At 67.1% G+C, this 12,736-nt stretch carries 11 protein-coding genes; 5 read left to right on the top strand and 6 right to left on the bottom strand.

What is annotated here, in order from left to right; all coding sequences use genetic code 11:
* Window positions 1–60 precede the first annotated feature (60 nt).
* Window positions 61–1,560: a PLP-dependent aminotransferase family protein gene (locus A9974_RS15055; RefSeq protein ID WP_183004974.1), complete on the top strand. Its 1,500-nt coding sequence runs from the start codon at window positions 61–63 to the stop codon at window positions 1,558–1,560.
* 8 nt (window positions 1,561–1,568) lie between these two features.
* Here the strand turns inward: A9974_RS15055 and A9974_RS15050 are convergent, their stop codons facing one another.
* The 4 genes from A9974_RS15050 to prfB form a co-directional block, all read right to left on the bottom strand.
* Window positions 1,569–1,892 carry a preprotein translocase subunit TatB gene (locus A9974_RS15050; protein ID WP_183004973.1) on the bottom strand — a complete coding sequence of 108 codons (324 nt, stop codon included), beginning with the start codon at window positions 1,890–1,892 and terminating at the stop codon, window positions 1,569–1,571.
* 15 nt (window positions 1,893–1,907) lie between these two features.
* A complete protein-coding gene (lysS, locus tag A9974_RS15045) occupies window positions 1,908–3,431 on the bottom strand; it encodes a lysine--tRNA ligase (RefSeq protein WP_183004972.1) in 1,524 nt (507 codons plus the stop codon).
* 8 nt (window positions 3,432–3,439) lie between these two features.
* Window positions 3,440–4,195: an SDR family oxidoreductase gene (locus A9974_RS15040; protein WP_183004971.1), complete on the bottom strand. Its 756-nt coding sequence runs from the start codon at window positions 4,193–4,195 to the stop codon at window positions 3,440–3,442.
* Between the two features lie 42 nt (window positions 4,196–4,237).
* Window positions 4,238–5,342, bottom strand: a protein-coding gene (gene prfB, locus A9974_RS15035; protein ID WP_183004970.1) for a peptide chain release factor 2 whose coding sequence is annotated in 2 segments (ribosomal slippage) — window positions 4,238–5,260 and window positions 5,262–5,342 — 1,104 coding nt in all. Because the reading frame shifts where the segments join, the coding sequence is not laid out codon by codon here.
* A 266-nt stretch (window positions 5,343–5,608) separates the two neighbouring features.
* Here prfB and A9974_RS15030 point away from each other — a divergent pair.
* Complete coding sequence (locus A9974_RS15030) at window positions 5,609–6,919, top strand: MFS transporter (RefSeq protein ID WP_183004969.1); 1,311 nt, start codon at window positions 5,609–5,611, stop codon at window positions 6,917–6,919.
* Between the two features lie 120 nt (window positions 6,920–7,039).
* Here A9974_RS15030 and recJ read toward each other — a convergent pair whose 3' ends face one another.
* The gene (recJ, locus tag A9974_RS15025) at window positions 7,040–8,740 is read right to left on the bottom strand and encodes a single-stranded-DNA-specific exonuclease RecJ (RefSeq protein ID WP_183004968.1); all 1,701 of its coding nucleotides are present in this window, start codon (window positions 8,738–8,740) and stop codon (window positions 7,040–7,042) included.
* Entirely contained in the window at window positions 8,722–9,666 is a 945-nt protein-coding gene (locus tag A9974_RS15020; RefSeq protein ID WP_183004967.1) for a hypothetical protein, read from the bottom strand. Before A9974_RS15020 ends, recJ begins: the two co-directional genes overlap by 19 nt.
* 178 nt (window positions 9,667–9,844) lie before the next feature.
* Here A9974_RS15020 and A9974_RS15015 point away from each other — a divergent pair, with 178 nt between their 5' ends.
* The 3 genes from A9974_RS15015 (at window position 9,845) to A9974_RS15005 (ending at window position 12,647) form a co-directional block, all read left to right on the top strand.
* Window positions 9,845–11,077, top strand: coding sequence for a lipoprotein-releasing ABC transporter permease subunit (locus A9974_RS15015; RefSeq protein ID WP_255468193.1), 1,233 nt, complete (start codon window positions 9,845–9,847; stop codon window positions 11,075–11,077).
* Window positions 11,070–11,753: an ABC transporter ATP-binding protein gene (locus A9974_RS15010; RefSeq protein WP_183004965.1), complete on the top strand. Its 684-nt coding sequence runs from the start codon at window positions 11,070–11,072 to the stop codon at window positions 11,751–11,753. Before A9974_RS15015 ends, A9974_RS15010 begins: the two co-directional genes overlap by 8 nt.
* A 75-nt stretch (window positions 11,754–11,828) precedes the next feature.
* Window positions 11,829–12,647, top strand: a complete 819-nt coding sequence (locus tag A9974_RS15005; protein ID WP_183004964.1) for a TatD family hydrolase — start codon at window positions 11,829–11,831, stop codon at window positions 12,645–12,647.
* Window positions 12,648–12,736 lie beyond the last annotated feature (89 nt).

The following is a 12,736-nucleotide window of genomic DNA, read 5'->3' as shown; positions in this document are numbered from 1 at the left end:
TATAGTCCGGCATTGGACTATTGAGTCCCTACACTTTTTGAGCTGTCACCAGACCACATCATGAGCAAGGCATTTGCGCTGGAAACCCTGAAGATCCGCATGGGCGACGCGGATTTCCGGCTGCTGGACCTGCACCAGCGCATTCAGCGCGCGCTGGGCGCCCTGATCCTGGACGGCGCGCTGGACCCCGGGGTGAAGCTGCCGGCCACGCGCACGCTTGCGCAGTCGCTCGGGGTGGCCCGCGACACGGTCGAGAATGCCTACGTGCAGTTGCATCGCGACGGCTTCATCGCGCGGCGCAAGGGCTCGGGCAGCTACGTGTCCGACACGATCGGGGCGGAATTGCGCGGGGCCGTGCGCCGGCGCATCAAGGCCCAGGCGCGCAAGACGGTGGCGGCCGAGCCGGGCGCCGGGCTTAGCCGCCGGGGCCGCTCGATCTTCGACAGCGGCGGCGTGGCCGACCAGCAATCGATCCAGGCGTTCGCCACCGGCCTGCCCGAGACGCGGACTTTTCCCACGGATGTCTGGGAGCGCCTGCAACGCCAGGTGCTGAAGGACCATCGCGGCAATGTGCTGCTGCATGGCGACCCGCAAGGCGCCGAGCCGCTGCGCAAGGCCATTGCCACCTATCTGAACCTGGAGCGGGGCGCCAAGGTGTCGGCGCAGCAGATCGTGGTGCTGAGCAGCACGCGGCAGGCCTTGTTTCTATGCGCGCAACTGCTGGTGGATGCCGGCAAGCCGATCCTGCTGGAAAACCCCGGCTACTTCGGCGCTCGCAAGGCTTTCGAATTCGCCGAGGCCCGCATCGTGCCGATCGACGTGGACGCGCAAGGCATCCGCACCGACCTGCTGCGGGCTGACCGCAGCGGCGCCGCCTGCGTGTACGTGACGCCCTCGCACCAGTACCCCACGGGCGCGACCCTGTCGCTGGAACGCAGGCTGGACCTGACGCGCTGGGCCGGCGAGACCGGCAAGTGGATCATCGAGGACGACTACGACAGCGAGTTCCACTACGATGGTCTACCGACCGCGTGCGTGCAGGGCCTGGACAAGCATGGCCGCACGATCTACCTGGGCACGTTCAGCAAGACGCTGTTTCCCGGCCTGCGTATGGGCTACATGGCGCTGCCGGACGAGCTGGTCGGCGCCTTCAGCCGTGCGCGCAGCATTATCGACGGACATACGCCGCAGATCCTGCAACTGACCCTGGCCCGATTCATGGCGGATGGACACTACAACTCGCACGTGCGGGCCATGCGCAAGCTGTACGCGGCGCGCCGCGAGGTCATGCTGGAGGCGGTGGCCCGGCATCTGAAGGGCGTGGCGCTTGCGGCACGGCCCGAAGGCGGATTGCAGATCCCGTGCCTGCTGGAGCCGGGCTGGTCCGAGGCGGAAACGATCCGCCGGGCGGCCGCGGCCGGGGTGGCGTTACCGGGATTGAGCCGGCTGTATGCGGGGCCGCAGAAGCGGGAAGGCTGGCTATTGGGCTATGCGTCGCTGAGCGCCCATGAAATCGAGGCGGCGATGCGGCGCTTGGCTGGCGCCTTGGGCAAGGCGTGACGGGGCGTCTAGCCGCGGCGCTTGAAGAAGGCGCCGACACCGCAGGCGATGGCGATGGCCAGCAGGGCGCCCGCGATGGTGAGCAGGAAGTCGGCTTCGCCATGGTAGCCCCCGCCGGTGACGCCGCCGGCGACGCTGCCCATCCAGATCACCGCGGTGATCAGCGCGCCCGACAGGCCCAGCGCGGCGGCCAGGCATAGGGCGATGAATAGCGGCGAGCGGCGCACGGGCGCCGGGCCGGCCGTAAAGCCGGCGCGGCCGCGGCGCGGTTGCATCACCATGTAGAACAGCGCGGCAACCACCGCGGCCAGCATCAGGATCTTGAAGATCATGATGCGGCGCGCGGCTTAGTCTTCACGGCGCAGGTGCGGGAAGAGGATGACGTCGCGGATGCTGGGGCTGTCGGTGAGCAGCATGACCAGGCGGTCGATGCCGATGCCGCAGCCGCCAGTCGGGGGCATACCGTACTCCAGGGCGCGGATGTAGTCGGCGTCGTAGTACATGGCTTCTTCGTCGCCGGCGTCCTTGGCTTCGACCTGCGAGCGGAAGCGTTCGGCCTGGTCTTCGGGGTCGTTCAGCTCGGAGAAGCCGTTGGCGATCTCGCGGCCCGTCATGAACAGTTCGAAGCGTTCGGTGATGCCTTCGCGCGAGTCGGAAGCACGCGCCAGCGGCGAGACTTCGACCGGGTAGTCGATGATGTAGGTCGGGTTCCAGAGCTTGGCTTCGGCGGTTTCCTCGAACAGCGCCAGTTGCAGCGCGCCCAGGCCGGCGCGCGACAGCACGGGGCCGTCGGCATCGGCGCCCAGCTTCTTGAGTTCGGCGCGCACGAAGGCCTTGTCGTCCAGCTGCGCCTGGGTGTAGCCCGGCGCGTACTTGAGGATGGCTTCGCAGATGGTCAGGCGGTCGAACGGCTTGGACAGATCCAGTTCACGTTCCTGATAGGTCAACACCGCACTGCCGGTGGCCGAGATGGCGGCCTGGCGGATCAGTTCTTCGGTGAAGTCCATGAGCCAGCGGTAGTCCGTGAAGGCCGCGTAGAACTCCATCATCGTGAATTCCGGATTGTGGCGCGGGCTGACGCCTTCATTGCGGAAGTTGCGGTTGACTTCGAACACGCGCTCGAAGCCGCCGACGATGAGGCGCTTGAGGTAGAGCTCGGGCGCGATGCGCAGGAACATTTCCATGTCCAGCGCGTTGTGGTGCGTGACGAACGGCTTGGCCGCCGCGCCGCCCGGGATCGGGTGCAGCATGGGCGTTTCGACTTCCAGGAAGCCGGCGTTCAGCATGAACTGGCGGATGCTGCCCATGGCCTTGCTGCGCGCCTCGAAGGTGCGGCGCGTGGCGTCGGTCATGATGAGGTCGACGTAGCGCTGGCGGTAGCGCAGCTCCTGGTCGGCCACGCCGTGGAACTTGTCGGGCAGCGGGCGCAGCGACTTGGACAGCAAGCGCGCCGTGGCGGCGTGCACCGACAGCTCGCCCTTGTTGGTCTTGAAGACCGACCCTTCGACGGCGATGATGTCGCCCATATCCCATTGCTTGAACGCGGCGTAGTTGTCTTCGCCCAGCGTGCCGCGGTCCAGGTAGATCTGGATGCGGCCGGTGCTGTCCTGCAGGGTGGCGAAGCTGGCCTTGCCCATGACGCGCTTGAGCATCATGCGGCCGGCGACCTTGACGGTGACGGCGGCGGCGGCCAGGGCTTCCTGTTCCTCGCCGTCGTACTTGTCGTGCAGGGCGGCGGCGTGGGCGTCGGGGACGAAATCGTTGGGGTACGCGACCCCGGTTTCGCGCAGTTTGGCCAGCTTGGCGCGCCGTTCGGCGATCAAGCGGTTTTCATCCTGGGCGGGTGCCGGAGCGGTCGTGTGGTCGGTCATGGTCGGGATCAGTCGTAATTGCGGATGTCGTCGATTTCGGTGGTGCCGAAATCGTCGCGATCCAGGTAGGCGAGGATGCGGGAGGCCACGTTGGCGGGTGCGGACAGCTTGCCGGTGGCGTGGAAGTCCTGGAACTTGGCCAGCGCCGGGAAGCTCTTGGCGTCGCTGGCGCGGATGGCGGCCTGCATGTCGGTGTCGACGATGCCGGGGGCCAGCGCGACGATGCGCGCGCCGCCTTCGCCTTGTTCCTGCTTGACCACGCGCGAGTACATGTCGAGCGCGGCCTTGGTGGCGCAGTACACGCCCCAGCCGGCGTTGGGGTTGCGGCCCGCGCCGGACGAGATGTTGAGCACGCGGCGGTCGGCCGGCAGGTCTTCGACGGCGGCCAGGAAGCGCGCGGTCAACAGCATCACGGCGGAGACGTTCAGGTTGAAGGCGGCGGCGATGGCCGGGCCGTCGATCAGTGCGTCGGTGCCGGCCACGGGGTGTACCGTGCCCGCGTTATTGATCAGCAGGTAGCGGCGCGCGTCGCGCGGCAGGGCGCCGCAGATGCGCTGCGCGGCGGCGTCGGCCGCGGCCAGGTCCGAGAGGTCCACGGACAGCTGTTCCAGTTGCGCGCCTTGCTCGCGGGCATAGGCCGCCAGCTCGGGGTCTTCGCGGCGCGCCAGGGTGATCAGGCGCGTGCCCGGTTTGGCCAGGCCGCGCGCCATGGCGGCGCCGATGCCGCGCGAGGCGCCGGTGAGAATTGCGATGGTTTCAGACATTCGTGGACCCTCTGGGTACGGTGGGCGGAAGATGCGCGGAACTCAGACGCCTTGCTTCAGGCTGGCCTGGATGAAGGGATCCAGGTCGCCGTCCAGCACTTTCTGCGTGTTGGAGATTTCGACGTTGGTGCGCAGGTCTTTGATGCGGCTCTGGTCCAGCACGTACGAACGGATCTGGTGGCCCCAGCCCACATCGGTCTTGGAGTCTTCCAGCTTCTGCTGTTCGGCCATGCGGTTGCGCATTTCCAGCTCGTAGAGCTTGGATTTGAGCATCTGCATCGCTTCGGCGCGGTTGCGGTGCTGCGAGCGGTCGTTCTGGCACTGCACCACGATGCCGGTGGGGATGTGGGTCAGGCGCACGGCCGAGTCGGTCTTGTTGATGTGCTGGCCGCCCGCGCCGGACGCGCGGTAGGTGTCCACGCGCAGATCGGCGGGATTCACTTCGACTTCGAAGGAATCGTCGACTTCGGGGTAGACGAACACGCTGGCAAACGACGTATGACGGCCGCCGGACGAGTCGAAGGGGCTCTTGCGGACCAGGCGGTGCACGCCGGTTTCGGTGCGCAGGTAGCCAAAGGCGTATTCGCCTTCGATCTTGATCGTGGCGGACTTCAGGCCCGCGACTTCGCCTTCGGATTCTTCAAGGATTTCGGCCTTGAAGCCCTTGCGTTCGGCGTACTTGAGGTATTGGCGCAGCAGCATCGATGCCCAGTCCTGCGCTTCCGTGCCGCCCGCGCCCGCCTGGATGTCCAGGAAGCAGTTCAGGGGATCGGCCGGATTGGAGAACATGCGACGGAACTCCAGGTTTTCCAGCTTTTGCTGGAAAGCGTCGGCGTCCGATTCGATGGATTCGAGCGTGGCGTCGTCGTTGTCGGCGGCGGCCAGTTCGAAGAGCTCGTTGGAGTCGGCCAGGCCCGTGCCCAGGCCGGTGAGCGTTTCCACCACGTCTTCCAGGGCTTTCTTTTCACGGCCCAGGTCCTGGGCGTGCTTGGGGTCGTTCCAGACGGCCGGGTCTTCGAGTTCGGCGTTTACGACTTGCAGGCGTTCAGTTTTGGCATCGTAGTCAAAGATACCTCCGTAGAGCCTGTTCGCGCTCCGCGTAGTCGGCGAGGCGGGCTGCGAGCTGGTTCTGACGTTCGGCTTCCATGATGATCCTGTCTGATGACTTTTGTGCGAAACCTGGCATTTTACCGTGGTTGTGACCGGCCTGCGGGCTTGGGCAGCAAGATAGGGGACGGATTGCCAGGAAATTGTCTTCTAGGGGTTTGCGCGCAGAGGAGTAGGTTGTTCAGTTTTTTGTCAACTTCGGGATTCTAGGCTTGATGGCCGGCCCATATGTCCCCACCCAGGGGCGCGGGACCGCGCAAGATGCCGGCGACCAGCCGGCCTATCCCGTTAGAGGAGGAGACGTTGATGGAACACACTATGGCCCCCGGGGTCTCGCCGGCGATCCCGGCGGCTGAGGAGGACCGGATCTACCGCAAGGTGGGGTGGCGGCTGGTGCCGCTGTTGGTGGTTTGCTATGTCGTGGCCTACCTGGACCGCGTCAATGTGGGCTTCGCCAAACTGCAGATGTTGCAGGAGCTTCAATTCAGCGAGACGGTCTACGGCCTGGGAGCAGGGATATTCTTCATCGGGTATTTCCTGTTCGAGATTCCCAGCAACATCATTCTCCATAAAGTCGGCGCACGCGTGTGGATCGCGCGGATCATGATCACTTGGGGCATCATTTCGGCCTGCATGATGTTCGTGACCAGCGTGCACATGTTCTATTTCCTGCGCTTCCTGCTGGGTGCGGCCGAGGCCGGGTTCTTCCCGGGCATCATCCTCTACCTGACCTACTGGTATCCGGCGGCCCGCCGCGGGCGCATCACCACCTTCTTCATGACCGCCGTGCCCATGTCCGGGCTGATCGGGGGGCCGATCTCGGGTTGGATCATGAGCACCTTCCACGGCGACCACGGCCTGTCGGGCTGGCAGTGGCTGTTCTTGCTGGAAGGCATCCCGTCGGTGATCATCGGCGTGCTGGTGCTGATCTACCTGGATGACCGCATCAACAAGGCCAAGTGGCTGACGGCCAATGAAAAGGCGGTGCTGATCCGCAATATCGCGGCCGAAGAGCAGAACAAGGAAGACCCGCCGATCCGCGCCGCGCTGACCCGTCCGCGGGTGTGGGCGATGGCGCTGATCTATTTCTCGTTCGTGATGGGGCTGTACGGCGTGGGGTTCTGGATGCCGACGCTGATCAAGAGCACGGGCGTACAAAGCCCGCTGGCGATCGGTCTGTTGACCGCGGTGCCCAATCTGTTCGCGGTGATCGGCATGATCCTGATCGCGCGCAACTCCGACCGCAACCGCGAACGCCGCTGGCACGTCGCGATTCCGGCGCTGTTCGGCGCGGTGGGGCTGCTGTTCTCGGCCATCTGGAGCGGCAACACGGTATTGGCCATTCTGGCGCTGACGGTGGCCAATATCGGCATCTGCACGGTGCTGCCGCTGTTCTGGAGCCTGCCGACCGCCTTGTTGGGTGGCACGGCCGCGGCGGCCGGGATCGCGCTGATCAACTCGGTGGGCAACCTGGCCGGGTTCGTCAGCCCCTACCTGGTGGGCTGGCTCAAGGACATGACCGGCACCACCAACACGGGCCTGTACATGCTGTCCGCATGCCTGGTGGTCGGCGCGCTGGTGGCGCTGGCGCAGCCGGCCAAGCTGGTGAACAAGTAACGCGGGTGGTTTGATGCGACAAGGGCGCTTCCGCAGGGAAGCGCCCTTGTTGTTTTGACAGCGGGCGAACGCGTTGCCCTTGGCCTGGGCGGCAGGCGCTCGGGGCAGGTCCGTGGTTAATCAGCCCGCGTGTTCTATGACGAGCTGAACCGACACCATCCCGTTCCATACATTCTGCTCGAGCCGATACGCCGCCTGGATGTGCTCCGGCAGCGACTGGTCGTGGCCGAACCAGATGGCGTCAAAGCGCTGGTGGCCGCGTTCGAGCGACAGCTTCAGGTGCTTTTCGCCGACCAGGCGCTGGTTGCGCACCACGAATTCGTCCAGGAACAGCGGCGCGGCAAAGCCGGCGCCCCAGACCTGCTGTTGCAGCAGACCGGCCACTTCGGCGTTGGCGTAGCCTGATTCCAGCGAGCCGTCGGTTTCGATGACGGGCTCGAAGGTGTCGCGGCCGGTCAGTTCGCGCACGGCGGCGTCGAAGGCGGGGGCGAAGGCGGGAAAGTCGTCCTTGCCCAGCGTCAGGCCGGCCGCCATGGCGTGGCCGCCGAACTTGCGGATCAGGTTGGGGTGGCGCTTGGACACGAGATCCAGCGCGTCGCGCAGGTGCACGTCGGGAATCGAGCGGCCGGAGCCGCGGATTTCGTCGTCGCCGGCGGGGGCGAAGGCCAGGGTGGGGCGCCAGAATTTTTCTTTCAGGCGCGAGGCCACCAGGCCCACCACGCCCTGGTGCCAGCCGGGGTCGAACACGCACACGGTGGCACCGGCCGCGGCGTTGGGTTCTTCCATCGCGGCCAGCGCCTGCTCGCGCATTTCGGCTTCGATGCTGCGGCGTTCGCGGTTGATGTTGTCGAGTTCGCGCGCCATTTCCAGTGCCTGCGCCTCGTCGTCGGTGGTCAGGCAGGCGATGCCCAGGCTCATGTCGGCCAGGCGGCCGGCGGCGTTGATGCGCGGGCCCAGGGCAAAGCCCAGGTCAAAACCGTTGGCGGCGCGGGGCTCGCGGCCGGCCACGGCGAACAGCGCACGCAGGCCCGGCTGCAGGCGGCCGCTGCGCATGCGTTGCAGGCCCTGCGTGACCAGCAGGCGGTTGTTGGCGTCCAGTTTGACCACGTCGGCCACAGTGCCCAGCGCGACCAGATCGGACAGGGCGTCCAGACGCGGGCCGCCGTCGGCCGCGTAGACGCCGCGGCGGCGCAGCTCGGCGCGCAGCGCCAGCATCATATAGAAGATGACGCCCACGCCGGCCAGGTTCTTGGACGGAAAGCCGCAGCCTGGCTGGTTCGGGTTGACGATGGCCAGCGCGTCGGGCAGCGTGTCGCCCGGCAAGTGGTGGTCGGTGATCACCACGCCGATGCCGGCGTCGTTGGCGGCGGCCACCCCGTCCACGCTGGCGATGCCGTTGTCGACCGTGATGATGATGTCGGGCTTGCCGCTGCGGTGGCGGCAGGCCAGTTCGACCACGGCGGGCGACAGGCCGTAGCCGGTCTCGAAGCGGTTGGGCACCAGGAAGTCGACGTCGGCGCCCATGGCGGACAGGGCGCGCAGGCCGACGGCGCAGGCGGTGGCGCCGTCGCAGTCGTAGTCGGCGACGATCAGGAGCTTCTTGCCAGCCTGGATGGCATCGGCCAGCACGCCGGCGGCATGCGCCGAATGCGTCAGGCCGGCCGGCGGCAGCAGCGACGGCCACGCCAGCTTGGTCTGGTCGGGATGGGTGACGCCGCGGGCCGCCCACAGGCGCGCCAACAGCGGGTGGATGCCCGAGGCTTCCAGGGCGTGGCAGGCGGACAGGTCGGCCCGGCGGATGGTTAAGCGGGGTGAGACCACCAGGCGCTCCAGTTTTTCTTGGGGGCGGGCAGCAAGCCGAGCAGGCCCCCGCGCGGTTTCAGGGTCAGGGCGGCGCTGCGGTCGTCGCCCAGCAGCAGCAGTTCGGCGGGCGCGCCGGGCAGGCCGTTGGCGCCGGCCAGCGGCCGCAGTTGCTGCGTGTCGAGTTCGGCCAGGGCGTCGAGCCAGGCGGCCCAGTCGCCGGCGCGTTGCGGGCCGTCGAGCGCAGTCAGGATGTGCGCCGGGCCGGTTGCTGGACGCGGGATCCAGGGCGTGCCGCCGCCGTACAGCCACAGGGCATTGACGGGCGGCAGGCCGCGCGCGGCGCGGGTGTCGTTGACCGGGTGTTCGTGCCAGGCCATCTGGATTTCATTGAGCAGGCGGCGCCACGGGCGGGTTTCGGTGTCCTGGCGCCACCAGTCGTTCAGGCGCTGGCCGGCCACCGCCAGCGGGCTGGCGGTCTGGGGCCGCAGGCCTTCGGGCAGTTGCAGGCGCCAGCGCGCCGCGGACAAGGGTTCGACCGAAAAGCCGGTGCCTTCGAACAGGGGGCGGGCGGTGTCGAGCAGGGCGGCGGTTTCATCGTCGCGCAGGTCCATCAGGGCCGGGTCGAGCAGTGTGGCCTGGTCGGTGCCCAGGGCCAGATGGACCAGCTCGGCCAGCCAGACCGGCTCGCCGCCGTGTTGTTCGGCAGCCAACAGCGGGCCCAGCCCGGCGCCTTGCAGCAGGCCGGATTCGGCGGCGTAACCTGCCTGGTTCAGCTGCCAGGATTCGAAGGGCGTACAGCCGTAGGCGCGGATGTCGTGGGCTTGCACCCGGGCGGCGCCGGCCTGCAGCCAGCGGTGCAGCGTGGGCGCGCGCTGGGGCAGCAGTTTGGCCAGTTCGGCGGCAACGGGAAGGGCGGGCAAGGCGCCCGGAATGACGATCAGCATGGCCGCGATTGTAGTCGCTGGCCGCCCGGGGAACTAAGGCCGGCCCCGATTGCCATACGTTGACACGGCTGGTCGTCCATTCCCACATCCGCGGGGCGGTTTTCCAGCCGGTTAATGCCATAATGCGCACGTGCTGAAAATACCCTACGAACTCTGGATTGGCGCCCGCTATGCCGGGTTGGCCCGAATCCGCCAGCGACGCGGACGCCGCGATCGCTTCATCTCTTTCATCGCTGCCAGTTCCATGGCCGGCATCGCGCTGGGCGTTGCCGCCTTGATCGTGGTGCTGTCGGTCATGAATGGCTTCCAGAAAGAGGTCCGCGACCGCATGCTGTCGGTGCTGCCGCACATCGAGCTCTACATTCCCGGCGCCGCGCCCGAGCGCGTGCTGGAGCAATGGCAGCAATTCTCCGACGCGGCCAAGCGCAACCCGGAGGTCAAGGCCGGCGCGCCCTTCGTGGCAGCGCAAGGCATGCTGGTGCGGGGGCAGGCGCTGCGCGGGGTCCAGGTGCGCGGCATCGATCCGGGCACCGAGGGCAACGTATCCGACCTGCCACGCCAAATGGTGTCGGGCAAGCTCACCGACCTGAAACCGGGTGGCTTCGGCGTGGTGCTGGGCAACGAACTGGCCGATGGCCTGGGCGTGAAGCTGGGCGACACGTTGCTGATGATGGCGCCGCAGGGTTCCATCAGCCCGGCCGGTTTTGCGCCGCGCATGCGCCAGTTCACGGTAGTGGGCGTGTTCTCGTCGGGCCACTATGAATACGATTCGTCGCTGGCCTTCGTGGACAACGACGATGCCGCCAAGGTCTTCCGCGACAGCGGCACCGCCGGGGTGCGCCTGCGCATCGCCGACATGCAGAAGGCGCCCGAAGTGGCCGCCGAGCTGCGCAAGGTACTGCCTCCGTACGTCATGGCCAGCGACTGGTCGCGCAACAACCGCACCTGGTTCGCGGCCGTGCAGACCGAAAAACGCATGATGTTCCTGATCCTGGCGCTGATCGTCGCGGTGGCGGCGTTCAACCTGCTGTCGTCGCTGGTGATGGCCGTCAAGGACAAGCAATCGGACATCGCCATCCTGCGCACCCTGGGCGCGGGGCCGGGCGAAGTGGCGCGCATCTTCCTGGTGCAAGGCGCCCTGATCGGCGTGATCGGCACCTTGCTGGGCGTGGTGGGCGGCATCGTCATCGCCTACAACGTCGATGTGATCGTGCCGTTCATCGAACGTCTGCTGGGCGTGCACTTCCTGCCGCGCGAGGTCTATTTCATCAGCGCCTTGCCCTCGGACCCGCAGGTGGGCGACATCGTCATCATCGGCCTGACTTCCCTGGTGCTGTCGCTGCTCGCGACCTTGTACCCCAGCTGGCGCGCGTCGCGCTTGCAACCTGCTCAGGTGCTGCGCCATGATTGATACCCTGACCCCGGCGCTGCAGGCCGACAACATCGTCAAGGTCTACGACGAAGGCCCCGCCCGCATCGAGGTGCTGAGCAACGTCACCCTGACGGTGGCGCGCGGCGAAATGGTCGCCATCGTGGGCGCGTCCGGTTCCGGCAAGAGCACCTTGCTGCACATCCTGGGCCTGCTCGACATGCCCACCAGCGGCTCGGTATCGGTGGATGGCCAGTTGGCCATCGGCCTGTCCGAAGCCCGCAAGAGCGCGGTGCGCAACCGCAGCCTGGGCTTCGTGTACCAGTTCCACCACCTGTTGCCGGAATTCTCGGCGCTGGACAACGTGGCCATGCCGCTGATCGTGCGCCGCGAGAATCGCGACAAGGCGCGCGAGGCCGCGCGCGAGGTCCTGGGCCTGGTCGGGCTGGCGGCGCGCGAGGGCCACTACCCGGGCCAGTTGTCGGGCGGGGAACGCCAGCGCGTGGCGCTGGCGCGCGCGCTGGTGACGCGCCCGGTGTGCGTGTTGGCCGACGAACCCACCGGCAACCTCGACCGTCATACCGCGCACAATATGTTCGAGCTGCTGACCCGGGTCAACAAGGAATCCGGCACGGCGTTCGCCATCGTGACCCACGACCCCGAACTGGCTGCCCGCGCCGACCGTCAACTGCTGATGGAAAACGGCCGCCTGGTGTAAGGCTTGCCAGGGCTGACACGCCCGTATCCGCCCGCCCCGCGGCGGGTGGATAATCAGGGCGAGGAGACCGCGCCCATGCTGATCGACACCCATTGCCACCTGGATGCCGCCGAGTTCGATGCCGACCGCCAGCAGGTCGCCGACGACGCGTGCGCGGCGGGTGTCCAGGCCATCGTCATCCCCGCCGTCGAGCGCGCCAACTTCGCCGTGGTGCGCGAGCTGGCTCCGCGGGTCGCCGGCGGCGCCTACGCGCTGGGCATTCATCCGCTGTATGTGCAACGCGCGTCGGACGCGGATCTGGATGCGTTGCGCGACGCCGTCAAGGCAGCCATGGGCGATCCGCGTTTCGTGGCCATCGGCGAGATCGGGCTGGACTTCTTCGTGCCCGAGATCGCCTCAGGCGAACCGCGGGAGCGTCAAGAACACTTCTATGCCGTCCAGCTGGCGCTAGCCGCCGAGTTCAGGCTGCCCGTGCTGCTGCACGTGCGCAAATCCCAGGACATCCTGCTGAAGCATCTGCGCCGCCATGACCGCATCGGCGGCATCGCACATGCGTTCAACGGCAGCGCCCAGCAAGCCCAGGCCTTTGTCGACCAGGGGTTCGCGCTGGGCCTGGGGGGCGCGATGACGTACGAGCGGGCCTTGCAGATCCGCCGTCACGCCACTGAGGTGGGCTTGCATCACCTGGTGCTGGAAACCGATGCCCCGGACATCCCGCCGGCCTGGCTGCACCCGCCCCAGCGGCGCAACCGGCCGGGCGAACTGCCCCGCATCGCCCAGGTGCTGGCGGACCTGCGCGGCATCTCGGCAGGGCAGGTGGCGCATGCGACGACGGCCAATGCCTTGCGGGTATTGCCACGCCTGTCGGCGGCCATTCTGGCTGACGGCGACTGAAAAGCTGTCCCTGTTTGATAGTGATCAAAGCACGACGTTGTCGTGCGGATGCATCATTTTTGCCTGAAATTTTGTAATTCTGTCTGATT

Source organism: Achromobacter sp. UMC71 (genome assembly GCF_014170305.1).
GTDB lineage: Bacteria > Pseudomonadota > Gammaproteobacteria > Burkholderiales > Burkholderiaceae_B > Achromobacter.
This window is presented reverse-complemented; position numbering and strand designations above follow the sequence as displayed.